This window comes from Streptomyces sp. NPDC002328 (assembly GCF_042890065.1).
GTDB lineage: Bacteria > Actinomycetota > Actinomycetes > Streptomycetales > Streptomycetaceae > Streptomyces.
Map to the genome: position 1 here is coordinate 102,643 of NZ_JBIARQ010000021.1, position 23,650 is coordinate 126,292.

Below are 23,650 nucleotides of genomic sequence, written 5' to 3' on the forward strand. Positions count from 1 at the left end.
TCACGTGTGGAACACTGGTCTAGACAACCCTGAACAGCGAAGGGCAGCATCACATGGCTGAGCGCCGCGTCAACGTCGGCTGGGCCGAGGGCCTCCACGCCCGCCCCGCCTCCATCTTCGTACGAGCCGCCACGGCCGCAGGCGTCCCGGTGACGATCGCCAAGGCGGGCGGCAACCCCGTCAACGCGGCCTCCATGCTGGCCGTCCTCGGCCTGGGCGCGCAGGGCGGCGAGGAGATCGTCCTCGCCTCCGACGCCGAGGGCGCGGACGCCGCTCTCGACCGGCTGGCCAAGCTGGTCTCCGAAGGTCTCGAGGAGCTTCCCGAGACCGTCTGAGCCCCGCTCGCGGCACCCCTGGAGCCGCGTCGCCCCACCCGGGCGGCGCGGTTCCGTCGTTCTCCCGCCCCGCACGACCGTCACTCCGTCCATCCTTTCGCGGTGCCGGACGGAATTGCCGGAGGCTGTCCGGAAAATACCCGCGGGCATGACAGTGGGCATGCGGAGAACGCACCCCGATGAATTATGGGTGCGCGAGGAAAAGGGCAGCGGAAATACGCCTCCGCCGAATATCACTTCTTTGTATACGGCCCCCGTGTTAATGCCGCTGGCCCGACATGTTTACGACGTGTTGCGAAGTCCTCACACGCTCCTGCCGGTCCCCGCCGGGAATCCGCATGCGGTGCGCGGACGTGGCGCGCTCGGCGTGCAGCGCCGTGATCGTCCGCGCGCGCTCCCCGTCGCCGCGCGCCACCGCGTCCACGATCGCGCCGTGCTCCGCCCAGGACTCCACCGGGTTGGCCGGCGCCTCCACCGCGTACATCCAGGCGATCTTGTGACGCAGCTGGGTGAGCGTCGAGGACAGGGCGTGGCTGCCGGAGGCCTGGGCGAGCGTCTCGTGGAACCAGCTCCCCAGGGAGCGCAGATCCTCGCTGCTGCCCCTCCTGGCGCGCTCCTGGCCCAGCCGGACGAGGCCGCGCAGCACCTTCAGATGGGCCTCGGTGCGCCGCTGGGCGGCCCGGGAGGCGCCGAGCGGCTCCAGGAGCATGCGCATCTCCAGGAGGTCGGCGGCCTCCTGCTCGGTCGGTTCCGCGACGCACGCGCCCGCGTGGCGGCGGGTGACGACGAAGCCCTCCGCCTCCAGGGTGCGCAGTGCCTCGCGGACGGGGACGCGCGAGACGCCGTAGCGGCGCGCGAGGAGTTCCTCGGTGAGGCGGCTGCCGCGCTCGTAGACACCCGCGACGATGTCGTCCCGGACGGCCGTGCACACCGAGTGCGCCGGAATACGCATGACGGACCTCCGCCTTAATCCCCGTGAAACGTCGACGATTGACGTGTGTTCCGTGACTCTATTGCAATGAGCCGGAATTTCCGATGGCGGGTCGGAATCCAGGGATATTTTTTGGACAGCGGGGACGCCGAAACGGCGAAAGCCCCGGCCGGGAAGGGCCGGGGCTGAAGGATCTGTCGCCTGGCGGCGTCAGACGTTCACGCCGTGCTTGCGGAGGTAGGCGACCGGGTCGATGTCCGAGCCGTACTCCGCGCTGGTGCGGGCCTCGAAGTGCAGGTGCGGGCCGGTGACGTTGCCGGTGGCGCCCGACACGCCGATCTTCTGGCCCGGGGTGACCTTGTCGCCGACCGAGACGCCGATCGAGGACAGGTGACCGTACTGGGTGTAGGTGCCGTCGTTCATCCGGATGACGACCTCGTTGCCGTAGGAGCCGCCCCAGCCGGCCTCGACGACGGTGCCGAGTCCGACGGCGTGCACGGTGGTGCCGCTGGAGGCGTGGAAGTCGATGCCGGTGTGGCTGCCGGAGGACCACAGGGAGCCGCCGGACTTGTAGCTGGTGGAGACATACGAGCCGCTGATCGGCGACACGAAGGCGTTGAGGCGCTTGCGCTCGGCCTCGCGGGCGGCGCGCGCCCTGGCCTCGCGCTCCTCCTCGACCTTCGCGGCGGCCACGGCGGCGGCCTTCTTGAGCTCGGCGGCCTCCTGGGCTGCCTGCTGCTGGGCGGCGGCCTGGTCGTCGATCTGCGCGGCGACGGAGTCGCCGACGGTCACGACGGGGACGAGGCCGGTCTGTTCGACGGAGGGCGTGGGCTCGGCGGCGAGGGCGGAGCCGGAGGCGACGGTGCCGATGACGCCGGTGGTGGTCAGTGCGGCGATGCTCGCCGCGCGCGCGGAGGTGCGCCGCATCCGACCGGGACGACGGTGCTTCCCGGTGGCGCAGGTGAACGCCATGAAGTTGAGCGGTCCTTTCCTTCCCTCTCGCCTACCGGGTTAGCTGACGGGTTCGGAGCAGGAAGGTCTCCTACGGACCCCCTCGCGACTCGCGCGGGCGTCCGATTCACCCCAGGGACTTCATGGTTGGGTCCCCGGCTCCCCTGGCTCGCGCCGTACGGGGACTCGGCGATGACTGTCCGGTGCCGCGGATGCGGCGCACTGCCGACGAACAGCCCGGATGAAACTAGACGCGGCCGCTGTCAATCCCCAAACGGAACGCGCGTTTTGTAGCGCATGCCACAGGGCAGACAGGCAGCCTTTCCCTCAATTCGGACATCAGAGGGCCCCGGTGACGCATCTGTCACCGGGGCCCCTGGCGCGCGTATGACGTCGCGTCAGCACGCGCGCGTCGCGCGGAGCGCGTCCTACTCGGCCGTGACGACCTTCACCTCGCCGATGCCGAGGGCCTCGACCGGCGCCTTGATCTGCGCCGCGTCACCGACGAGGACGGTCACCAGGCGGTCGCCCGGGAAGGCGCTCACGGCGGCCGCGGTGGCCTCCACGGTGCCGGTGGCGGCGAGCTGCTGGTACAGCGTCGCCTGGTAGTCGTCAGGCAGGTGCTGCTCGACCTGGTCGGCCAGGGTGCCGGCGACGGCCGCGGCCGTCTCGTACTTGAGCGGCGCGACGCCGACCAGGTTCTGCACGGCGACATCGCGCTCGGCGTCGGTCAGACCGCCCTCGGCGAGCGTGCGCAGCACCTTCCAGAGGTCGTCCAGCGCGGGGCCGGTGTTGGGGGTGTCGACCGAGCCGCTGATGGCGAGCATCGAGGCGCCCGAGCCGTCCGGCGCGGACCGCAGGACCTGGCCGAAGGCGCGCACGCCGTAGGTGTAGCCCTTCTCCTCGCGCAGGACGCGGTCCAGCCGGGAGGTGAGGGTGCCGCCGAGGCAGTACGTGCCGAGCACCTGCGCGGGCCACACGCGTGCGTGCCGGTCCGGTCCGATGCGGCCGATCAGCAGCTGCGTCTGGACGGCTCCGGGGCGGTCCACGATGACGACCCGGCCGGTGTCGTCGGCGGTCACCGGCGGCACGGGCCGCGGCTCGGCCGCGGAGCCCGTCCAGGCGCCCAGGGTGTCGCCGAGGAGCGCCGCCAGGTCGATGTCGGTGAGGTCGCCGACGACGACGACGGTGGCCGTGGCGGGGCGGACGTGCTTCTCGTAGAAGGCGCGGACGGCCGCGGAGTCGATGCTCTCGACCGTCTCCGCGGTGCCCTGGCGGGGGCGCGACATCCGCGCGTCGGCCGGGAACAGCTCCTTGGAGAGCTCCTTGGCGGCGCGCCGGGAGGGGTTGGCCAGCTCGTGCGGGATCTCGTCCAGGCGGTTGCGGACGAGGCGCTCGACCTCGCTGTCGGCGAACGCGGGCGCCCTGAGGGCGTCGGCGATCAGGCCGAGGGCCTTGGCCAGGCGGGAGGCGGGCACCTCCAGGCTGATGCGGACGCCGGGGTGGTCGGCGTGGGCGTCGAGGGTGGCGCCGCAGCGCTCCAGCTCGGCGGCGAACTCCTCGGCGGAGTGCTTGTCGGTGCCCTCGGAGAAGGCCCGCGCCATGATCGTGGCGACGCCGTCCAGGCCGGCCGGCTCGGCGTCCAGCGGCGCGTCGAGGAGGACCTCGACGGCGACTACCTGCTGTCCGGGGCGGTGGCAGTGCAGGACGGTCAGCCCGTTGTCGAGGGTCCCGCGCTCGGGGGCCGGGAACGCCCACGGCTTGGCGTCGCCCGCCTGCGGCTGGGGGTGGAAGTCCATCGTGGCGAGCTCGGTCACTTGGCCGCCTCCTCGTTCTCGTCCTCGTCGGCGGCGTTCTCGGCGCCTTCGGCGCTCTCGGGGCTCTCGGCGCCCTCAGTGGGCTCGTAGACCAGCACGGCGCGGTTGTCGGGGCGCAGCCGGGCGCCGGCGATCTCCCGCACCTCGTCCGCCGTCACGTCCAGCACCCGCTGGACGGCGGTCAGGGCTAGCTGCGGGTCGCCGAACAGCACGGCGAACCGGCACAGTTCGTCGGCGCGGCCGGCTACCGTGCCGAGGCGGTCCAGCCACTCGCGCTCCAACTGCGCCTGGGCGCGCTCCATTTCCTCGTCCGTGGGGCCCTCCGCGGCGAACCGGGCGAGCTCCTCGTCGATGGCGGCCTCGATGACGGGCACCTCGACGTCGCCGGAGGTCTTCACGTCCAGCCAGCCCAGGGAGGGCGCTCCCGCGAGCCGCAGCAGGCCGAAGCCGGCCGCCACCGCCGTGCGGTCGCGGCGCACGAGGCGGTTGTACAGGCGGGAGGACTCGCCGCCGCCGAGGACGGTGAGCGCCAGGTCGACCGCGTCGCACGCACGCGTGCCGTCCTCGGGGAGGCGGTAGGCGGCCATCAGGGCGCGCGCGGGGACCTCCTCCTCGACGACCTCGCGCAGCTGCTCGCCGATGACCTCCGGCAGCGCGCCGTCCCGCGGCTGGGGCTTGCCGTCGTGGCCGGGGATGGATCCGAAGTACTTCTCGATCCAGGCGAGCGTCCGCTCGGGGTCGATGTCGCCGACCACGGACAGGACGGCGTTGTTGGGCGCGTAGTACGTGCGGAAGAACGCGCGCGCGTCCTCCAGCGTCGCCGCGTCCAGGTCGGCCATGGAGCCGATCGGCGTGTGGTGGTAGGGGTGGCCCTCCGGGTAGGCGAGGGCGGTCAGCTTCTCGAAGGCGGTGCCGTAGGGCACGTTGTCGTAGCGCTGGCGGCGCTCGTTCTTGACGACGTCGCGCTGGTTCTCCATGGACTCGTCGTCCAGGGCGGTCAGCAGCGAGCCCATGCGGTCGGCCTCCAGCCAGAGGGCGAGCTCCAGCTGGTGGGCGGGCATGGTCTCGAAGTAGTTGGTGCGCTCGAAGCTCGTGGTGCCGTTGAGGGAGCCGCCCGCGCCCTGGACCAGCTCGAAGTGCCCGTTGCCCTTGACCTGGGCGGAGCCCTGGAACATCAGGTGCTCGAAGAGGTGAGCAAGTCCGGTACGCCCCTTGACTTCGTGGCGCGAGCCGACGTCGTACCAGAGGCACACCGCCGCGACGGGGGTCAGGTGGTCCTCGGAGAGCACCACGCGAAGGCCGTTGGCCAGGCGGTGCTCGGTCGCTGTCAGGCCCCCGGAGCCTGCCTGGGCTGTGGCCGTGTGACCCATGGGCATGTACGTCCCTTCCGATCGCGGACGCGGTCGTCGAAACCGCGGTTTTCCTGCCGGTCCTGCCACTGTATGCAAGCGTGCGCGGCCTCGGCGAAGTTCCCGGAGGACGTACGCCGAGAGCGAGATCGCGTAGCCTGCGGGCAGCCGTGGAGGAGGTGCCGGTCCGCACGGGGTCCGAGGTCGGTGCCCGGGTCCCGGACCGCGCTGTCAGTGCCACGGTCCACAATGGTCCGCGTCAGATCCCGTCACACGCCTCAGCACGCGAGCGCCCCGCAGGCGAGCGACCAGAACACAGGAGGAGCCGGCAGCGATGGCCCGCCGCAGCACGAAGACCCCACCTCCCGACGATTCGTACGAGGAGAAGATCCTCGACATCGACGTCGTCGACGAGATGCAGGGCTCCTTCCTCGAGTACGCGTACTCGGTCATCTACTCCCGCGCCCTGCCGGACGCCCGCGACGGCCTCAAGCCAGTGCATCGCCGCATCGTGTACCAGATGGCCGAGATGGGCCTGCGCCCCGACCGCGGCTATGTGAAGTGCGCCCGCGTCGTCGGCGAGGTCATGGGCAAGCTGCATCCGCACGGCGACGCGTCGATCTACGACGCCCTGGTGCGCATGGCCCAGCCGTTCTCCATGCGCGTGCCGCTGGTCGACGGCCACGGCAACTTCGGCTCGCTGGGCAACGACGACCCGCCGGCCGCCATGCGGTACACCGAGTGCCGTCAGGCCGCGGCGACGAGCCTGATGACGGAGTCGATCGACGAGGACACGGTCGACTTCACGCCCAACTACGACGGCCAGGAGCAGGAGCCGGTGGCACTGCCCGCCGCCTTCCCGAACCTCCTGGTCAACGGCTCCTCCGGGATCGCGGTCGGCATGGCCACCAACATGCCGCCGCACAACCTGGCCGAGGTCGTCGCGGCCGCCCGCCATCTGATCCGCCACCCGAACGCGGATCTCGACGCCCTCATGAAGTACGTCCCGGGCCCCGACCTGCCCACCGGCGGCCGCATCGTCGGCCTGGCCGGCATCCGCGACGCGTACGAGACGGGCCGCGGCACCTTCAAGATCCGCGCCACGGTGTCGGTGGAGACCGTCACGGCCCGCCGCAAGGGCCTGGTGGTCACGGAACTGCCGTTCGCCGTCGGCCCCGAGAAGGTCATCGCCAAGATCAAGGATCTGGTCGGGTCGAAGAAGATCCAGGGCATCGCCGACGTCAAGGACCTCACCGACCGCGAGCACGGCCTGCGCCTGGTCATCGAGATCAAGAACGGCTTCGTGCCGGAGGCGGTCCTGGAGCAGCTCTACAAGCTGACGCCGATGGAGGAGTCCTTCGGCATCAACAACGTGGCGCTGGTGGACGGCCAGCCGCTCACGCTGGGCCTGAAGGAGCTCCTGGAGGTCTACCTCGACCACCGCTTCGAGGTCGTGCGGCGGCGCAGCGAGTTCCGTCGCACCAAGCGGCGCGACCGTCTCCACCTGGTGGAGGGCCTGCTGACGGCCCTCGTCGACATCGACGAGGTCATCCGTCTGATCCGCTCCAGCGACAACAGCGCCCAGGCCAAGGAGCGCCTGATGGAGCGCTTCTCGCTGTCGGAGACCCAGACGCAGTACATCCTGGACACGCCGCTGCGCCGGCTGACCAGGTACGACCGCATCGAGCTGGAGGCGGAGAAGGAGAAGCTCAACGAGGAGATCGCCGAGCTGACCCGGATCCTGGAGTCGGACGCGGAGCTGCGCAAGCTGGTCTCGGCCGAACTGGCGGCTGTCACCAAGAAGTTCGGCACCGAGCGGCGTACGGTCCTGCTGGAGTCGTCGGGCACGCCCGCGGCCGTCGTGCCGCTCCAGGTGGCCGACGACCCGTGCCGGGTGCTGCTCTCCTCGACGGGGCTGCTGGCCCGCACGGCGAACGGCGAGCCCTTCGCGGAGGACGAGGACGTGCGGCGCACCAAGCACGACGTGATCGTCTCGGCGGCGCCGGCCACCGCGCGCGGGGAGATCGGCGCGGTCACCTCGACGGGGCGTCTGCTGCGGATCAACGTCGTCGACCTGCCGCAGCTCCCGGACACGGCGTCGGCGCCGAACCTCTCGGGCGGCGCGCCGGTCGCGGAGTTCGTCTCCCTGGAGGGCGACGAGACGGTGGTCTGTCTGACCACCCTCGACGAGGCCTCCCCGGGGCTGGCGATCGGCACCGCGCAGGGCGTGGTCAAGCGGGTGGTGCCCGACTATCCGTCCAACAAGGAGGAGTTGGAGGTCATCACCCTCAGAGAGGGCGACCGGATCGTCGGCGCGGTGGAGCTGCGCTCGGGCGAGGAGGACCTGGTCTTCATCACGGACGACGCCCAGTTGCTGCGATACCAGGCCGCGCAGGTCCGTCCGCAGGGCCGGGCGGCGGGCGGCATGGCCGGCATCAAGCTCGCCGAGGGCGCCAAGGTGATCTCGTTCACCGCGGTGGATCCGGCGGCGGAAGCGGTGGTCTTCACCGTCGCGGGCTCACGGGGCACGCTGGACGACTCGGTCCAGACGACCGCCAAGCTGACCCCGTTCGACCAGTACCCGCGCAAGGGCCGCGCCACCGGCGGTGTGCGCTGCCAGCGGTTCCTGAAGGGCGAGGACTGCCTGTCCCTGGCCTGGGCGGGCCCCCTCCCGGCCCGCGCCGCCCAGAAGAACGGCCTACCGGCCGAACTGCCGGAAATGGACCCCCGCCGCGACGGCTCGGGAGTCTCCTTGGCCAAGACGGTGGGGGTGGTGGCGGGGCCGGTGTAGGGGGCGCGGCGCGGGCTGCGGGCTCCTCGGTGAGGGGCAGGCTTCCTGGCGTCGGGTCGGCCTTTGTTGCGCCGGGGTGGCCTCATCGGTGGCCGGAGGCTGATGGCTGATGGCCGCCGGTGTGGCCGGTGAGCGGTCGGCGTGACCGGCGGCCGCCCGCCGGTTGGCAGGCCCCGGCGTGACCGGCGGTCGCGGTTGGCCTTGCGGGCGCTGGTCATCGCCTCCAGGTGCATCCCGTGGGCGGCGGCGGGTACGGACTTTGTTTGGCTGGGCGGGAGGTTCTAGGTGTTTTCGGAGGTCTGGGCCTCGGGGTCCTGCACGTAGCGCAGGACGCCCCACATCGCGTGGTCGTCGGCCTGCCGCGCGGACGTCCTGCACGCCTCCAGTTCGCCGGTGAGGGCGGTGGCGTCGGTGTCGGTGCCGATGAGGACGAGCTGGGTGAGGCGCGCCTCCGCCGGCTCCCGTCCCCAGGGCTCCGGGTAGAAGCGCAGGAAGCGGCCGACGGCGTGCACGGCGTACCGGTTGGCCGGGTCGTGCGGGCCGAAGTCGACGTACCCCTTGATCCGGTACAGCCCCTCGGGGCGGCTGTCCAGGAACGCCATCGTGCGGCGGGGGTCCAGGGGGACGTCGGAGACGAACGAGACGCTGTCGTAGGCGGCGTGCAGGTGATCGGCGTGGCCCCCGTGGTCCGCGGGGCGGTGTAGGTCGTCGAAGGACAGTTGCCCGACGCGCTCCTCGCTCGGCCGGCAGTCGAAGAGGAACTCCGGGTCGATGCGGCCGTGGACGGCGGGGACGACGGCGGCGCGGTCGGTGAGGGAGCGGACGAGGCCGAGGACGCGGTCGGCGTCGGGCACCCGGTCGAGCTTGTTCACGACGACCAGGTCCGCGAGGGCGAGGTGCCGGTCGATCTCCGGGTGCTTGGCGCGCGTGTCGTCGAACTCGGCGGCGTCGACGACCTCGACGAGCCCGCCGTACACGATCCCCGGGTGCTCGCTGGCCAGCAGCATCCGGACGAGTTCCTGGGGCTCGGCGAGCCCGCTGGCCTCGATCACGATCACGTCGATGCCGGCGGCCGGCCGGGCGAGCCGTTCGAGGTAGACGTCGAGCTCACTCGCGTCGACGGCGCAGCACAGGCAGCCGTTGCCGAGGGAGACGGTGGAGTCGCCGAGCGCGCCGGCCACGGCCATGGCGTCGATCTCGATCGCGCCGAAGTCGTTCACGACGGCGCCGATCCGGCTGCCCCCGCTGCGGTGGAGGAGATGGTTCAGCAGGGTCGTCTTTCCGGAGCCGAGGAATCCGGCGAGAACGACGACCGGGATCTGCTGCGGGGTACGGCTCTGCGACAACGTGCGACCTCTCTGACACCCACGCGTGCACCGGCTCACGGTCCGGCGCACGGGCGGGGACTGACATGCCGGGCCAGGATACGAGCCGTGGGAAACACCGCGAAGTGAACGATTGTTAGCAGCCTTCGCGGGGCAGACGTCAGGCAAGGCGCTGTGGCGTGCGACCCTCGCTTCCCTCCGTGCGCCTTCCCCTCCGCCTCCCCGCCGATCAGAGCCGCTCGGCACCCTGGGAGACGGCGAGCGCCGCCCACCGCTCGCCGGTCCCCGTCACGCCCGCCCGTATCCGACGACCGGCTGACGGCCGCCTGAATCGGGGGTTGACATGGCCACACAGAGGAGCAAGGCGGGGAGGCTGGGTTCGGTCGCGGCCGGTCTGACGCTCGCCGCCGCGGCAGCCGCGCTGGCCGCGCGTCGACGGCGGCTGGAAGAGGTCCGTCTCCAGGTGAGGCGACTGGAACTCGAGGAACTGGCCTCCCGGCGCGAGGCGTTGGCGCATCAGCAGCGCATGCACTGGGAACTGCTGGCCAAAGCGATCGACGACCCCTCCCTGGCCGCGGTGATCGACACGTACGACCAGAGCATCCCGGCGCAGAAGCGTCGGCAGTTCTTCTTCGCCAACGCCTGGTACGTCAACCTCTACCACCTCTACCGGACGGGCCTGTTGGACCAGGAGGAGCTGTACGGGCATCTGCGGGAGCTCTTCACCATCCCGCTGATCAGGGAGTACTGGGAGGCCTCGAAAGGCCAGCGCGCCACGCTGAAGCAGTCCTCCGACGAGGCCCGGATCGGGCGCATGGTCGACGGTCTGATCAAGGACCTCGACGAGGCGGACACCGACGAGTGGTGGGTGGTGGGGAACCCGCCGCCCGCCTGATCGCACACCTGCGCGCCGCGTCCCGCGCCGGTTCCGCGACACGCTGAGGCACTTTTGCCCATGCGGACCCGTGGGCCCCCTGGGCCTCTTAACATGACTGCGGTCATACGTCAGTCCGTTTTCCCTAAGGACCGGTACCTTTGAAGATCGTGCGCCGTATCGGTGTGCCTCCGAGCGCCCGTGGCAGTGCCTCGGGAGCCAACTGCCCGGACCTCTTCGAGCTGAGCGACGGGAACTTCGCCGTGATCGGCACCGAGGCCACCGCGGCGCTCGAGCGTGAGCTGCCCGCCGACGCCTCCCGGGCGGAGTACGAACGCATCGTGATCGTGAGCCGGGAGACCCTGATCCGCGCCAAGGCGGACATCCCCGACGCCTGAGCGGGCGAAAGCCCGCCGCGGTCCGCGCCCGGCCACCCGCTCGCCCTCCCGCCCGGCGGCCCGTCGGCCCGGCGGCCCGCCCGCCGGGCGGCGAGCGTCCAGACGGTCCGGCACCTCACGTGTGCCGGACCTTCCGCGTTTCTCAGGCCGCCCCCGGCACCGCCTGCGGGACCGCCACCGGCGCCTGCGGGCCCACGTACCGCGCGGCCGGACGGATGATCTTCGGGTCCTGGGCCTGTTCCAGGATGTTCGCGCTCCAGCCCACCGACCGGGCCGCCGCGAAGGTCGGGGTGAACATCTCGCGGGGCAGACCGCACAGTTCCATGACGACGCCCGCGTAGAACTCCACGTTGGTGTGCAGTTCCCGCCCCGGCTTCAGCTCCGCGAGGATCGCCTCCACCCGTCGTTCGACCTCGACGGCGAAGGCGACGCGCGGGCCGCCGAAGCTCTGGGCGATCTCGCGGAGCATCCGTGAGCGCGGGTCCTCGGTGCGGTAGACGGCGTGGCCGAAGCCCATGATGCGCTCACCGGCGAGGACGCGTGCACGGATCCACTCGTCGACACGGTCGGGCGTGCCGATCGCGTCCAGGGTGTCCAGCGCCCGGCTGGGCGCGCCACCGTGCAGGGGCCCCGACAGCGCGCCCACCGCCCCGACCAGGCAGGCGGCCACGTCCGCGCCGGTCGAGGCGATGACCCTGGCGGTGAACGTCGACGCGTTGAAGCCATGATCAATGGTTGATATGAGGTACTGCTCGACGGCCCTCGCCCGCTCCGGTTCCGGTTCGGCCCCCGTCAGCATGTGGAGATAGCCGGCCGCGTACGAGAGGTCCTCGCGCGGCTCCACGGGCTCCAGTCCCTTGCCCAGCCGGTACAGCGCGGTGAGCAGCGTCGGCACCGCCGCGGCCGCCACGACCGTGTCCTCGCGCCGCCGGTCGGCGTCGACGTCGTACACCGGCCGGAAGCCCTTCGCCGCGCCCAGCAGCGAGAGCGCCGTGCGCATGCCGGCGAGCGGGTTGCCCTGCGCGGCGGCGGCGATGGCCGGCAGCGCCCGCGTCACCTCGTCGGGCAGGCGGCGCAGTGCCGCGGTCTCGGCGGCGAAGGCGTCGCCGCGCGGTCCGTCCGGCAGGGCGCCGTGGATCAGGAGGTGCCAGACGTCCTCGAAGCGGCGCGTCCGGGCGAGTTCCACGGCCGAGTACTGCCGGTAGTGGTAGAAGCCCTCGCGCCCCCGGACATCACCGACCTCCGTGTCGGCGACGACGACTCCGGCGAGTCCTCGCGGTACCTCGACGAGTGCGGCTGTGGACCTGTTGACGGACATGGTTTCCTCCCTGGACTTGATTCGACTGTCCATGATTGACTTCATGAGTGTCAATATTGATTGAATCAATGTGTATGGCGGAGTGGATACGGTGACCTCATGCGCGATCAAGAACCCGGCCGCGGTCCCGCTGAGCGACGGCTGAGCACCAAGGAGGCCGCCGAGCTGCTCGGGGTGAAACCCGAGACCGTGTACGCGTACGTCAGCCGCGGCCAGCTCAGCAGCCGGCGCACGGCCGGGGGCCGGGGCAGCACCTTCGACGCCGGTGAGGTCGAGGCGCTCGCCCGGCGCAACAGGCGTGACAGCGGCCCGAGTCAGGCGCCCGGCGCGGAGCTGTCCGTGCGCACGCGTCTCACGCTCATCGAGGAGGACCGGTACTACTACCGGGGCGCCGACGCCGCCGAACTCGCCGTCCGGCACAGCTACGAGGAGGTCGCCGAATGGCTGTGGACGGGGCGGATCCGCCCCGGGGCCGCCTTCACCGCGCCCGCCCCGTCCATCGACGCGGCCCGCCGCGCCGTGGACGCGCTGCCCGCGCACGCCGGTCCCACCGACCGGCTGCGGGTCGCGGCGGTGGCCGCCGCCGTCGCCGATCCCCTGCGCTTCGACCTGTCCGAGGACGCCGTCCTGGGCACCGCGCGCACCCTCATCCCCACGCTGGTCGCGGCCCTGCCGACGCGGCGGCCGGGCCACCGGGACGGCAGGTCCGTGGCGCAGCGCCTGTGGGGCCGGCTGAGCAGGCTTCCCGCCGCCGAGGCTCCGCTGCACGTGCTCGACACGACCCTCGGCCTGCTCGTCGACCACGACCTTGCCGCCTCGACGCTCGCCGTGCGCGTCGCCGCGAGCGCCCGCGCGCACACCTACGCGGCCGTCTCGGCGGGGCTCGGCGTGCTCGAGGGGCCTCTGCACGGGGCGGCCAGCGGGCTCGCCCACCGACTGTTGCTGGACGTGCTCGAACAGGGGTCGGCGGCGCCCGTGATCGCCGAGGAGCTGCGGTCCGGCCGTCGCGTCCCGGGCCTCGGGCACCGGCTCTATCCGGGCGAGGATCCCCGCGCGCGCGTGCTCTTCGCCCTCCTGGAGGACGTGCCCGAGGCCGCGCCCGCTCTGGCGGCGGCCCGCGACATCGTGGCCACGACCGCGCGCCACGCCTCGCTGCACGCCAACGTCGACCTCGCGCTCGCCGTGCTCACCGTGTCGTGCGGCATGGCGGCCTCGGCCGGCGAGACCGTCTTCGCCGTCGCCCGTACGGCGGGGTGGATCGCGCACGCGCTGGAGGAGTACGGGGAGCGTCCCCTGCGGATGCGTCCGAGCGGGCAGTACGTGGGGGCCGAGCCGGTGCGGGGCGTGCGGGAGTAGGACTGCGGGGGCGTGGGGCTGTGCCGGAGCAGGGCGGTGGCGGCGCGCGGAGGCCACTGGCGTGGGCCCGGAAGTCGCCTCGGGCGAAGTCAGGTTAGGCTCACCTCTGTGAGTACGTGCACGTCCGTCTCGCGGGACCTCGGTGAGCCCATGTCCGGGACCGCGGCAACGGCGACGACCTGGCTCCTTCTGGAACAACCCGGCCCCTGGGGCGCGAAAGCGCTCGTCTCGAGCCGGCTGGATCCCGTGCTGGGCCGCGCCCTGGAGGCCGCCGCCAAGGACACGGGCGTACGCGTCGTGCTCATCCGCCGCCCAGGGCCGCACGCCGACTTCGGCACGCCGCCGCTGCGCCGGGTGTACGCCGCCCACACCGTCCCCGGGCGGGTGTGGATCCGCAGCGCCACGACCAGCGACCCGAGCCGGCTGCTCGACATCGACTTCGCCGCGCTCGGCCGGGGCGACCACCACACGTTCGACGCCGCGCTCGACGGCCGTCCGCACACCGGCGATCCGCTGGCGCTCGTCTGCACCAACGGCAAGCGCGACCGCTGCTGCGCGCTGCTGGGCCGCCCGCTCGCCGCCGAGCTCGCCGCCTCCGGCGTGGAGGGCGTCTGGGAGGTCACCCATCTGGGCGGGCACCGCTTCTCGCCCACCGTGCTCGTCCTGCCGTACGGGTACGCGTACGGCCGCGCGGAGGCGCACACCCTCAAGGAGGTGCTGCACGGCGCCCAGGAGGGGCGGATCGTCGTGGAGGGCTCCCGCGGGTGCTCGGCCTGGGAGCGGCCCGGCCAGGCGGCGGAACTGGCCGTGCGGAGGGCCGTCGGCGAGTACGCGGCGCAGGCCCTCGCCGTCGTCGGCACGTACGGCGGGGCGCCGCGCTGGGAGGTGACCGTCGCCCACGCCGACGGACGCCACTGGCGCGTCGTCGTGACCCAGGGCGCGTCCGCCCCGCCCCGCCCGGAAAGCTGCGGCGCGTCCGTCCTGGGCTCCCCGGCCCAGATGGAGGTGGAGTCAGTGCGCGAACTGACCCCGGCAACGGCCTTGGCGGGCTGACCCCGGCGACGGAGTCGGCGGGCTGCCCGCAGCCACGGCCTTGGCGGGCTCACTACGACGGCTTGGCGACCGACGGCCTGGTCGGCTGACCGTCGGCTGGCCGGCCGGCGGTCAACGGCCGCCTGGCCTGCTGGCTGCCCGACTGGCCGGTTGCCCGACCGATCGGCCCCGGCCGACTCATGGGTCGGCCGACCGGCCGAGGGACTGACCGGCGGATTGGCTGTCCGGCCGATTGCCTAGCCGCCCGCGGACCGGCCGTCTGGCTGGCTGCCTGTCTGTCCGGCGGCCTGGCCGCCCGGCTGACCCGCTGACCGACCCGCTGCCCTTGGCCCGCTGCCCCGCGGCAACCGATCTGATTCGCCGGGTCGAGAGCGTCGAGGGTGTTGGTCGGGAGATCCGTGCCACACATCTCTACGGCTGGGGTGGGGGGTCCACGTACCTTCTTGGGTATGAGGTCCACTCCCCCCGTCCGTCGCCTGCGTCTCGGCATGCCGCGGCGCATGGTTTCGCAGGTGCTGCTCATGCAGTTGGCGATCGCCGCGGGAGTCGTGGTGCTCGCCACCGGGCTGTTCCTCGCGCCGCTCAGCGATCAGCTGGACGACCAGGCGATGCGCCGCGCGCTCGCCATCGCCCAGACCACCGCGGCCGTGCCGCAGATCGCCGAGGACCTCCAGAACACGGCGCCCTCGGTGGACGGGCCCGTGCAGCGGGAGGCGGAGCGCATCCGCGAGGCCAGCGGGGCCGAGTACGTCGTGGTGATGGACCTGCACGGCACGCGCTGGTCGCACGCCGATCCCACGCAGGTCGGCGGCCATGTCTCGACGGACCCCAGCCAGGCCCTGAGCGGCCGGGACGTCATGGAGATCGACAGCGGCACCCTGGGCCGCTCGGCGCGCGGCAAGGTGCCGCTGCGCGACAGCGACGGCACGATCGTCGGGGCGGTCTCGGTCGGCATCGAGTACGACAGCGTGCGCGCCCGGCTGATCCACGCGATCCCCGGGCTGTTCGCGTACGCCGGCGGCGCCCTGGCCGTGGGCGCGCTGGCCGCCTGGCTGATCTCCCGGCGGGTCCACCGGCAGACCCGTGACCTGGCCTTCTCCGATATCTCGGCGCTGCTCTCGGAACGCGAGGCGATGCTGCACGGCATCCGGGAGGGCGTCGTCGCCCTGGACCGCGCCGGACGCGTCCGGCTCCTCAACGACGAGGCCCAGCGCCTCCTCGGCATCGGCGAGGAGGCGGTAGGCCGCTCGCCCGACGAGGCGCTCGGCGAGGGCCGGACCGCCGACGTCCTGGCCGGCCGGGTCACCGGCACCGACCTGCTCGCCGTGAGCGGACAGCGCGTCCTGATCGCCAACCGCATGCCCACCGACGACGGCGGCGCGGTGGCCACCCTGCGCGACCGCACCGAACTGGAGCAGCTCGGCCGTGAACTCGACTCGACGCACGGCCTGATCGACGCGCTGCGCGCCCAGGACCACGAGCACGCCAACCGGATGCACACCCTGCTGGGGCTGCTCGAACTGGAGCGGTACGACGACGCCGTGGAGTTCGTCGGCGAGGTGGTCGGCGATCACCGGGCGACCGCTGAACAGGTCACCGAGAAGATCGAGGACCCGCTGCTCGCCGCCCTCCTCGTCGGCAAGGCGACCGTCGCCGCCGAGCGCGGGGTCGCGCTGCGCGTCTCGGACCGCACCCGGCTGCCGGACCGTCTGGTGGACCCGCGCGGACTGGTCACGGTCGTCGGCAACCTGGTCGACAACGCGCTCGACGCCGTCGCCGGCACTCCGCACGCACGCGTGGAGGTCGAACTGCGCGCCGAGGGGCACACCGCCGTCCTGCGGGTACGGGACACGGGTCCCGGGATCCCCGAGGAGCACCGCGAGTCGGTGTTCACAGAGGGCTGGTCCACGAAGAAGCCGCCGGCGCACGGCAAGCGCGGCATCGGGCTCTCCCTGGTGCGCCGGCTCGCCGAGCGGCAGGGCGGCAGCGCGTCCGTCGGCGAGGCGCACGGCGGAGGGGCCGAGTTCACCGTCGTCCTGCCCGAGGCGGTGGCCGGGACCGCCCTCGACTCCGCCGCGGATCCCGCCCCGCAACCCGCCCTGGCCGCATCCGCGAAGGGCACAGCCGAAGAGGAGTCGCGATGATCGAGGTCCTGGTCGTGGACGACGACACCAGGGTCGCCCAGGTCAACGCCGCGTACGTCGGGAAGGTGCCGGGTTTCCACGTCGCCGGCGAGGCGCACAACGCGGCCGAGGCGCTGCACCGGCTGGAGACGCTGCCGCGTGTCGACCTGATCCTGCTGGACCACTACCTGCCCGACGAGACGGGTCTGGAGGTCGTCCAGGAGATGCGCCGGCGCGGCCACCAGACGGACGTGATCATGGTGACGGCGGCGCGGGACGTCACGACGGTGCAGGCGGCGATGCGGCACGGCGCGCTCCAGTACCTGGTGAAGCCGTTCAACTTCGCCGGTCTACGCGCCAAGTTGGAGGCGTACGCCGAGCTGCGCCGCACGCTCGACGGCGGCGGCGAGGCCGAACAGGCCGATGTGGACCGGATCTTCGGCGCGCTGTCCGCCCCGTCGGAGCCGGGACTGCCCAAAGGGCACTCCCCCACCACCGCCGAACTCGTGCGCCAGTCCCTGATGAGCGCGGAAGGGCCCCTGTCGGCCCAGGAGATCGCCGATCGGACGGGGGTGAGCCGTCAGACCGCCCAGCGCTATCTGAAGCTCCTGGAGCGCACGGGGAGAGCCCGGCTGACCCTGAAGTACGGCGACGCGGGCCGCCCGGAACACCGTTACGTGTGGGCGACCCGCGCCTGAGGCCACGGCTCCTCCCCGAGCCGCCCGCGGACGGGACCTAGGCGGCGCCCGCGCCGGTCAGCGAGCGCACCTCGGTCTCCGCGTGCTTGGCCGCGTCCGCGGTCTCGTTCGAGGTGAGGGTGCCGAGCCAGCCGGCGAGGAAGCCGAGCGGGATGGAGACCAGGCCGGGGTTCTGGAGGGGGAAGAACTGGAAGTCGAGGGCCGGGAAGAGCGATTCGGGGCTGCCCGACACGACCGGTGACAGCAGCACGAGGACCACGGCGGGGACCAGTCCGCCGTAGACCGCCCACACCGCGCCGCGCGTGGTGAACTTCGGCCAGAACAGCGAGAACAGCAGGACGGGCAGGTTCGCGGACGCGGCGACGGCGAAGGCGAGCCCCACCAGGAAGGCGACGTTGAGGTCGCGGGCCAGCAGGCCGAGGCCGATCGCGACCGCGCCGACGCCCACGGCGGCGAGCCGGGCGACCGCCACCTCGCTGCGGGGTTGGGCGCCCCGTCGACGCAGGGAGGCGTACAGGTCGTGGGCCACGGACGCCGAGGAGGCGAGGGTGATCCCGGCGACCACCGCGAGGATGGTGGCGAAGGCGATGGCCGCCACGACGGCGAACAGCACCGTGCCGCCCGTGGAGCCGGCTCCGCCGCCCAGATCCAGGGCGAGGAGCGGAACGGCCGTGTTCCCGGCCGCGTTCGACTTCCGAACGGCGTCCGGGCCGACGATCGCCGCCGCGCCGAAGCCGAGGACGATGGTCATCAGGTAGAAGCCGCCGATGAGCCCGATCGACCAGACGACGGAACGCCGGGCGGCCCGCGCGGTCGGCACGGTGTAGAAGCGGGACAGGATGTGCGGCAGCCCCGCGGTGCCCAGGACCAGCGCGAGCCCGAGGCTCATGAAGTCGAGGCGGGCGGTCCAGTCACCGCCGTACTTCAGGCCGGGCGCCAGGAACGCGGCGCCGTGCCCGCTGCGCTCGGCCGCCGTCAGCAGCAGCCTGTCGAAGTCGCCGTGGAACCGGAGCAGGACGAGCACGGTGAGCGCGACCGTGCCGCCGAGCAGCAGGACCGCCTTCACGATCTGAATCCAGGTGGTGGCCCGCATCCCTCCCATCGACACATAGATCACCATGAGCGCGCCGACGGCGATGACGGCCCAGGCCTGTGCCGCCTCGCCGGTCTTGCCGAGGAGCAGCGCCACCAGGCTCCCCGCGCCCACCATCTGCGCCACCAGATACAGAACGGACACCGTGACCGAGGAAGTTCCCGCCGCGATCCGCACCGGCCGCTCCCTCATGCGCGCGGCCACGACATCGGCGAGCGTGAACCGGCCGCAGTTGCGGACCAGTTCGGCGACGAGGAACAGCACCACGAGCCAGGCCACCAGGAAGCCCACCGAGTACAGCAGCCCGTCGTAGCCGAAGAGCGCGATGAGTCCGGAGATGCCGAGGAAGGAGGCGGCCGACATGTAGTCGCCCGCGATGGCAAAACCATTCTCCATCGGCGAGAACAGCCGGCCGCCGACGTAGAACTCCTCCGCCGATCCGTGCCGGTTGCGGCTCACCCAGGTGGTGATGCCCAGGGTGACCGCGATGAAGGCGCTGAACAGCACCAGGGCCAGCGTCTGATGGTTGCCGGTCACGACGCACCGCCCCGCGCCTCGCGCGTCAGTTCCTGGGTGTCCCAGCGCAGTTCGAGCGCCGCTCGGTCCCTGCGCAGCCGTGCGTGCCGGGAGTAGGCCCAGGTGAGCAGGAACGTGGTGAGGAACTGGCCGAGCCCGGCGAGCAGTGCCACGTTCACCGCGCCGGCCACGGGCCGCGCCATGAGCTCCGGGGCGGCCGTCGCGGCGACGACGTACGCCACGTACCACAGGAAGAAGCCGACGGTCGCCGGCACCACGAACCGCCGGTACCGGCCGCGCACCTCGCGGAAGGCCTCGCTGCGCTGCACCTCGAGGTAGACCTGTGCCGCCGCCTCGGCGGCGTCCTCGCGCGCGCGGCGCGCGGCCGGCGCCTCGGCCGCGGCGAGGTGCGCGGTCGGGGCGCCCGCCGCGCCCGCCTCGCCCCAGCCCGAGGCGAGCGCGTCGTACCAGGGGTCGTCGTAGCGCACGTCCGCCGGCGCCTCGTCGAACGCCAGACCGTGGCCCTGCCGATGGTCGCCCGGACTTTCGGAACCGTCCCCGCTGCCGAGGGCACGTCTGTTGCTTGACTGCATGCCCAAGGATGGACAGAACGGGAAGATCCCTGACTTCTCTTCCCCGCGCTCTTCACTCCATCAGGTGACCGAGGGCCGAAGCCCCTCCCCGGGCGTCAGGCGTCGATGCGCGAGCGGTCCAGTGTCGCCGCCGAGCTGGAGATGAACTCCTTGCGCGGCGCCACGTCGTTACCCATGAGCAGATCGAACACCTGCTCGGACGCCTCCAGGTCGGAGAGGTTGATGCGGCGCAGGGTGCGGTGGCGCGGGTCCATCGTGGTCTCCGCCAGCTGGTCGGCGTCCATCTCGCCGAGACCCTTGTAGCGCTGGATGGAGTCCTTGTACCGGACGCCCTTGCTCTGGAACTCCATGAGCTTGTCGCGCAGCTCGCGGTCCGAGTACGTGTACACGTACTTGTCCTGGCCCCGCTTCGGCTGGATCAGCTCGATGCGGTGCAGCGGAGGCACCGCGGCGAACACCCGGCCGGCCTCGACCATGGGCCGCATGTAGCGCTGGAACAGCGTCAGCAGCAGGCACCGGATGTGCGAGCCGTCCACGTCGGCGTCGGTCATCATGATGATCTTGCCGTAGCGGGCCGCGTCGATGTCGAAGGTGCGCCCGGAGCCGGCCCCTATGACCTGGATGATCGCGCCGCATTCGGCGTTCTTCAGCATGTCGGTCACGGACGACTTCTGGACGTTGAGGATCTTGCCGCGGATCGGCAGCAGCGCCTGGAACTCGGAGTTGCGGGCGAGCTTGGCCGTGCCGAGCGCGGAGTCGCCCTCGACGATGAACAGCTCGCTGCGGTCGACGTCGTCGCTGCGGCAGTCGGCGAGCTTGGCCGGCAGCGAGGAGGACTCCAGGGCCGTCTTGCGGCGCTGCGCGTCCTTGTGCTGGCGCGCGGCGATACGCGTGCGTGCCGCGGCGACGGCCTTCTCCATGACGACGCGCGCCTGGGCGGCGGCGTCCCGCTTCGTGGAGGTCAGGAACGCCTTGAGCTCCTTGGCGATCACCGTGTTCACGATGCGGCGGGCGGCCGAGGTGCCGAGGACCTCCTTGGTCTGGCCCTCGAACTGCGGCTCGGCGAGCCGGACGGTGACGACGGCGGTCAGGCCCTCCAGGGCGTCGTCCTTGACGATGTCGTCCTCGGCGACGCGCAGCATCTTCTTGCTGCGCAGCACCTCGTTCATCGTCCTGACGACGGCCTGCTCGAAGCCGGCGACGTGGGTGCCGCCCTTGGGGGTGGCGATGATGTTGACGAACGAGCGCAGCGTCGTGTCGTAGCCGGTGCCCCAGCGCAGCGCGACGTCCACGCCGAGCTCGCGCGTGACCTCGGTGGGCGTCATCTGACCGTGGTCGTCCAGGACGGGCACCGTCTCCTTGAAGATCCCCTGCCCGCTGAAGCGGAGGACATCGCAGACCGGCTTGTCGGTAGCCAGGTACTCGCAGAACTCGCTGATTCCGCCATCGAAGCGGAACGACTCCTCGCCCTTGCTGCCGCCCTCGCCGAGGCCGTACTCGTCGCGGACGACGATGGTCAGGCCGGGAACCAGGAACGCGGTCTGGCGGGCGCGCTGGTGGAGGTTCTCCAGGGAGAGCTTGGCGTCCTTGAGGAAGATCTGGCGGTCGGCCCAGTACCGCACGCGCGTGCCGGTGCGGGTCCGGGGGATCTTCTTGGTCTTGCGCAGGCCGCCCTTGACCTCGAACTTCGCGTCCGGTCCGGCCGCGGCGAACACGCCGGGGGCGCCGCGGCGGAAGCTGATCGCGTGCGTGCTGCCGCTGCGGTCGACCTCGATGTCCAGGCGGGAGGACAGGGCGTTCACCACGGAGGCGCCCACGCCGTGCAGACCGCCGGAGGCGGCGTAGGAGCCGCCGCCGAACTTGCCGCCGGCGTGCAGCTTGGTCATGACGACCTCGACGCCGGACAGGCCGGTCTTGGGCTCGACGTCGACGGGGATGCCCCGGCCGTTGTCGCGCACCTCCACCGAGGCGTCGTCGTGGAGGATCACCTCGATGTGGTCGCAGTACCCGCCGAGGGCCTCGTCGACGGAGTTGTCGATGATCTCCCAGAGGCAGTGCATCAGGCCACGACTGTCGGTCGAGCCGATGTACATGCCCGGGCGCTTGCGTACGGCCTCGAGCCCCTCGAGGACGAGCAGGTGCCGCGCGGTGTAGTTGGAACCGTCCCGGTCTGCTCCTGCCAGCAGCGCTGTGGACGGCACGGACGTCTCGGCGGTCACGCGGTTCGCTCCTCGCTGAATTTCACGGTGGGCCCTTATGGGTAAGGGCGCGGCTTCGGTCGCCGCCAAGAGGGTACCGAGGCCTGGTAGAGCCGTTGTCACGCCACCCTCGACGGAAACTCACAGTAGTCCAGCGTCGCATGGATGTTCGATCCCTCGATGGAGTGAAGTACATATCACGTTCCCTTCGAGGCATGAACCATTTAGGCTCCGGGCACGTCCTCATGAGCAAACCGGCAATCCAGCCGGGAGGACCGGACCATGACCGACAGCGCGAAACCGTAAGACACATCAGACACGCAATACGGCACATTCGCCGCCAAACCGGCAGCAGACGGCCGCCTCGGAAAGATTTTTTCGAGGACAAGCCACGAGCGGGAACGTTTTGGGGCTGGTTGGATGTTGACCCTGGTACGACAGCTCGTCGAGCTAGAGAAGAGGCGACGTGACTACTGTTCTGACCCCCGCGAGCCCGCTGACGGCCGCTGACCGCTGCGACCGCTGCGGCGCACAGGCGTACGTGCGCGTCGTCCTGCTCAGCGGTGGAGAACTGCTCTTCTGCGCCCACCACGGCCGCAAGTTCGAGCCGGAACTCAAGAAGATCGCCGCTGAGATACAGGACGAGACGGAGCGGCTGACGACCGTTCCCGCATCCGCCTCCGAAGAAGAGCGCTGACGACGGACGCGTTCGACGACGAGCCAGATCCGGCTAGGCCGGCACGCGGGCGGCCGCCCCTGTTCCCCAGGGGCGGCCGCCCGCACTCGTACCCGGAATCGGTCCGGCCCGCCGATGTCCTCGGCGGGCCGTGGGCCCCTCAGCCGTCGGTCGTCGAGCCGCCGCCGCCGGCGGCGGCCAAGGCTTCCTTCCAGGCGCGTACGACGTCGGACACGCGCGTGTAGACGCCCGGGTTCCCCGCCCGTCCGCAGCCGCTGCCCCAGGAGACGAGCCCGATCAGCCGGCCCTGCGCGACCAGCGGTCCGCCGCTGTCGCCCTGGCAGGAGTCCCGGCCGCCTCGCGCCTCTCCGGCGCAGACCATGGTCTTCGCCACGTACGTGCCCTCGTCCCCGCCCGGGTAGGCGGACTCGCAGAGGCTGTCGGGCAGCACGTGCACGCGGGCCGCTCGCAGGCTGTGCGCGTAGGTGCCGCCGCCGGTGGTGTCGCCCCAGCCGTAGACCATGGCCTCCGTGCCGGGTTCGTAGGCGGGATCGCCCGCGGCGGCCATCGGGACGACCGAGGTCTGCGGAAGGGCATCGGCCAGCGTGAGTATGGCGAAGTCCCCGGAGTTGCTCAGACCGTCGTAGGCCGGATTCACCCAGACGCCGCTGACGCGGATCTCCCGGCCTGTCTCCGCGTCGAGGTCGGTGCGGCCCTCGACGGCCTTCAGATCGCTCGCCAAGGGCGCTCCGAGGACGTCCTCGCCCATGCAGTGGGCGGCTGTCAGGACGGTGGTCGGGCCGACGACCACGCCTCCGCAGAACTGTCCCGACCTCGTACCTCCGAACCGGTCACGGCTGGACAGCGCGACCGCCCACGGAGAGGTGGACACATCGACCGGGAAACCCCCCACGATGACCCCGTCGGCCGCCGCCGGAGCGGCGGTCACCAGGGGTATGGCCATCGCCACGGCCGCCAGGACCAGCGGCCGGGTCAGGGCCCGGACCAAGGGACGACGCATGCACGCTCCTCACTCTGAAGTGTTCGATGAACACCCAGGGTGATCCAGCTCGCGTCGGCGCGCACGCGCGCGTCGCCGGGACACGCCGAAGGCCCGGCTCCCCCGAGGGGGATGCTGTTGGTTTATTCGGGCCTGGTTGCTTCGCCCCGTCGCTGTGCGGCGGGGCGGAGTGCTGTCAGGGGGCTGGTGCGGGTGCGGGCTCGGGGTGTGTGGGTGAGCCAGGCGTCGATGCGG

Annotated in this window: 19 protein-coding genes and 1 riboswitch; of the genes, 9 read left to right on the plus strand and 10 right to left on the minus strand. The window is 71.8% G+C overall.

Annotated elements, in window-relative coordinates; translation table 11 throughout:
• The first annotated feature begins 53 nt into the window (after nucleotides 1-53).
• A complete protein-coding gene (locus ACFYX4_RS35220) occupies nucleotides 54-335 on the plus strand; it encodes an HPr family phosphocarrier protein (protein WP_014675499.1) in 282 nt (93 codons plus the stop codon).
• A 259-nt stretch (nucleotides 336-594) separates the two neighbouring features.
• Here ACFYX4_RS35220 and ACFYX4_RS35225 read toward each other — a convergent pair whose 3' ends face one another.
• The 4 genes from ACFYX4_RS35225 to ACFYX4_RS35240 all read right to left on the minus strand — a co-directional run bounded on the left by ACFYX4_RS35225 (nucleotide 595) and on the right by ACFYX4_RS35240 (nucleotide 5,404).
• Nucleotides 595-1,287: a GntR family transcriptional regulator gene (locus ACFYX4_RS35225; protein ID WP_389342354.1), complete on the minus strand. Its 693-nt coding sequence runs from the start codon at nucleotides 1,285-1,287 to the stop codon at nucleotides 595-597.
• A 189-nt stretch (nucleotides 1,288-1,476) separates the two neighbouring features.
• Nucleotides 1,477-2,238, minus strand: coding sequence for a M23 family metallopeptidase (locus ACFYX4_RS35230; protein WP_389342357.1), 762 nt, complete (start codon nucleotides 2,236-2,238; stop codon nucleotides 1,477-1,479).
• Between the two features lie 13 nt (nucleotides 2,239-2,251).
• Nucleotides 2,252-2,419, minus strand: a riboswitch (cyclic di-AMP (ydaO/yuaA leader).
• A gap of 226 nt (nucleotides 2,420-2,645) precedes the next feature.
• Nucleotides 2,646-4,034 carry a M16 family metallopeptidase gene (locus tag ACFYX4_RS35235; RefSeq protein WP_389342360.1) on the minus strand — a complete coding sequence of 463 codons (1,389 nt, stop codon included), beginning with the start codon at nucleotides 4,032-4,034 and terminating at the stop codon, nucleotides 2,646-2,648.
• Nucleotides 4,031-5,404: a M16 family metallopeptidase gene (locus ACFYX4_RS35240; protein ID WP_389342417.1), complete on the minus strand. Its 1,374-nt coding sequence runs from the start codon at nucleotides 5,402-5,404 to the stop codon at nucleotides 4,031-4,033. The genes ACFYX4_RS35235 and ACFYX4_RS35240 overlap by 4 nt, the downstream gene beginning before the upstream one ends.
• 313 nt (nucleotides 5,405-5,717) lie before the next feature.
• Here ACFYX4_RS35240 and ACFYX4_RS35245 point away from each other — a divergent pair, with 313 nt between their 5' ends.
• Entirely contained in the window at nucleotides 5,718-8,174 is a 2,457-nt protein-coding gene (locus ACFYX4_RS35245) for a DNA topoisomerase (ATP-hydrolyzing) subunit A (protein WP_389342363.1), read from the plus strand.
• A 281-nt stretch (nucleotides 8,175-8,455) separates the two neighbouring features.
• Here ACFYX4_RS35245 and ACFYX4_RS35250 read toward each other — a convergent pair whose 3' ends face one another.
• A complete protein-coding gene (locus tag ACFYX4_RS35250; RefSeq protein ID WP_389342366.1) occupies nucleotides 8,456-9,520 on the minus strand; it encodes a CobW family GTP-binding protein in 1,065 nt (354 codons plus the stop codon).
• 322 nt (nucleotides 9,521-9,842) lie between these two features.
• Between ACFYX4_RS35250 and ACFYX4_RS35255 the strand changes: the two genes are divergently transcribed.
• Together ACFYX4_RS35255 and ACFYX4_RS35260 are read left to right on the plus strand one after the other, a co-directional pair.
• Entirely contained in the window at nucleotides 9,843-10,394 is a 552-nt protein-coding gene (locus ACFYX4_RS35255) for a DUF6082 family protein (protein WP_389342369.1), read from the plus strand.
• Nucleotides 10,395-10,534: 140 nt separating this feature from the next.
• Complete coding sequence (locus ACFYX4_RS35260; protein WP_389342372.1) at nucleotides 10,535-10,771, plus strand: hypothetical protein; 237 nt, start codon at nucleotides 10,535-10,537, stop codon at nucleotides 10,769-10,771.
• A gap of 142 nt (nucleotides 10,772-10,913) precedes the next feature.
• Here the strand turns inward: ACFYX4_RS35260 and ACFYX4_RS35265 are convergent, their stop codons facing one another.
• Nucleotides 10,914-12,089, minus strand: a complete 1,176-nt coding sequence (locus ACFYX4_RS35265; protein ID WP_389342375.1) for a citrate synthase — start codon at nucleotides 12,087-12,089, stop codon at nucleotides 10,914-10,916.
• 99 nt (nucleotides 12,090-12,188) lie between these two features.
• Here ACFYX4_RS35265 and ACFYX4_RS35270 point away from each other — a divergent pair, with 99 nt between their 5' ends.
• From ACFYX4_RS35270 to ACFYX4_RS35285, 4 genes are all read left to right on the plus strand, one after another.
• Nucleotides 12,189-13,445, plus strand: coding sequence for a citrate/2-methylcitrate synthase (locus tag ACFYX4_RS35270; RefSeq protein WP_389342378.1), 1,257 nt, complete (start codon nucleotides 12,189-12,191; stop codon nucleotides 13,443-13,445).
• Nucleotides 13,446-13,553: 108 nt separating this feature from the next.
• Nucleotides 13,554-14,498, plus strand: coding sequence for a sucrase ferredoxin (locus ACFYX4_RS35275; protein WP_389342381.1), 945 nt, complete (start codon nucleotides 13,554-13,556; stop codon nucleotides 14,496-14,498).
• A 449-nt stretch (nucleotides 14,499-14,947) separates the two neighbouring features.
• Nucleotides 14,948-16,642 (plus strand): ATP-binding protein, encoded by a 1,695-nt coding sequence (locus ACFYX4_RS35280; protein WP_389342384.1) that lies wholly within the window; start codon nucleotides 14,948-14,950, stop codon nucleotides 16,640-16,642.
• Nucleotides 16,639-17,319 (plus strand): response regulator, encoded by a 681-nt coding sequence (locus ACFYX4_RS35285; protein WP_389342387.1) that lies wholly within the window; start codon nucleotides 16,639-16,641, stop codon nucleotides 17,317-17,319. The genes ACFYX4_RS35280 and ACFYX4_RS35285 overlap by 4 nt, the downstream gene beginning before the upstream one ends.
• Nucleotides 17,320-17,356: 37 nt before the next feature.
• Here the strand turns inward: ACFYX4_RS35285 and ACFYX4_RS35290 are convergent, their stop codons facing one another.
• From ACFYX4_RS35290 to ACFYX4_RS35300, 3 genes are all read right to left on the minus strand, one after another.
• Nucleotides 17,357-18,949, minus strand: a complete 1,593-nt coding sequence (locus tag ACFYX4_RS35290) for a cation acetate symporter (protein ID WP_389342390.1) — start codon at nucleotides 18,947-18,949, stop codon at nucleotides 17,357-17,359.
• Nucleotides 18,946-19,521 (minus strand): DUF485 domain-containing protein, encoded by a 576-nt coding sequence (locus ACFYX4_RS35295; protein ID WP_389342393.1) that lies wholly within the window; start codon nucleotides 19,519-19,521, stop codon nucleotides 18,946-18,948. Before ACFYX4_RS35295 ends, ACFYX4_RS35290 begins: the two co-directional genes overlap by 4 nt.
• A 95-nt stretch (nucleotides 19,522-19,616) precedes the next feature.
• Complete coding sequence (locus ACFYX4_RS35300) at nucleotides 19,617-21,740, minus strand: type IIA DNA topoisomerase subunit B (protein ID WP_389342396.1); 2,124 nt, start codon at nucleotides 21,738-21,740, stop codon at nucleotides 19,617-19,619.
• A 445-nt stretch (nucleotides 21,741-22,185) separates the two neighbouring features.
• Between ACFYX4_RS35300 and ACFYX4_RS35305 the strand changes: the two genes are divergently transcribed.
• The gene (locus ACFYX4_RS35305) at nucleotides 22,186-22,416 is read left to right on the plus strand and encodes a hypothetical protein (RefSeq protein WP_030790025.1); all 231 of its coding nucleotides are present in this window, start codon (nucleotides 22,186-22,188) and stop codon (nucleotides 22,414-22,416) included.
• 139 nt (nucleotides 22,417-22,555) lie between these two features.
• Here ACFYX4_RS35305 and ACFYX4_RS35310 read toward each other — a convergent pair whose 3' ends face one another.
• Complete coding sequence (locus tag ACFYX4_RS35310; protein ID WP_389342400.1) at nucleotides 22,556-23,416, minus strand: S1 family peptidase; 861 nt, start codon at nucleotides 23,414-23,416, stop codon at nucleotides 22,556-22,558.
• Nucleotides 23,417-23,650 lie beyond the last annotated feature (234 nt).

Excerpts from the sequence above, each read along its gene's own strand:
- ACFYX4_RS35220 (WP_014675499.1), top strand. The coding sequence starts at position 54 with ATGGCTGAGCGCCGCGTCAACGTCGGCTGGGCCGAGGGCCTCCACGCC.
- ACFYX4_RS35225 (WP_389342354.1), bottom strand. The coding sequence starts at position 1,287 with ATGCGTATTCCGGCGCACTCGGTGTGCACGGCCGTCCGGGACGACATC.
- ACFYX4_RS35230 (WP_389342357.1), bottom strand. The coding sequence starts at position 2,238 with ATGGCGTTCACCTGCGCCACCGGGAAGCACCGTCGTCCCGGTCGGATG.
- ACFYX4_RS35240 (WP_389342417.1), bottom strand. The coding sequence starts at position 5,404 with ATGGGTCACACGGCCACAGCCCAGGCAGGCTCCGGGGGCCTGACAGCG.
- ACFYX4_RS35245 (WP_389342363.1), top strand. The coding sequence starts at position 5,718 with ATGGCCCGCCGCAGCACGAAGACCCCACCTCCCGACGATTCGTACGAG.
- ACFYX4_RS35255 (WP_389342369.1), top strand. The coding sequence starts at position 9,843 with ATGGCCACACAGAGGAGCAAGGCGGGGAGGCTGGGTTCGGTCGCGGCC.
- ACFYX4_RS35265 (WP_389342375.1), bottom strand. The coding sequence starts at position 12,089 with ATGTCCGTCAACAGGTCCACAGCCGCACTCGTCGAGGTACCGCGAGGA.
- ACFYX4_RS35270 (WP_389342378.1), top strand. The coding sequence starts at position 12,189 with ATGCGCGATCAAGAACCCGGCCGCGGTCCCGCTGAGCGACGGCTGAGC.
- ACFYX4_RS35280 (WP_389342384.1), top strand. The coding sequence starts at position 14,948 with ATGAGGTCCACTCCCCCCGTCCGTCGCCTGCGTCTCGGCATGCCGCGG.
- ACFYX4_RS35285 (WP_389342387.1), top strand. The coding sequence starts at position 16,639 with ATGATCGAGGTCCTGGTCGTGGACGACGACACCAGGGTCGCCCAGGTC.
- ACFYX4_RS35295 (WP_389342393.1), bottom strand. The coding sequence starts at position 19,521 with ATGCAGTCAAGCAACAGACGTGCCCTCGGCAGCGGGGACGGTTCCGAA.
- ACFYX4_RS35310 (WP_389342400.1), bottom strand. The coding sequence starts at position 23,416 with ATGCGTCGTCCCTTGGTCCGGGCCCTGACCCGGCCGCTGGTCCTGGCG.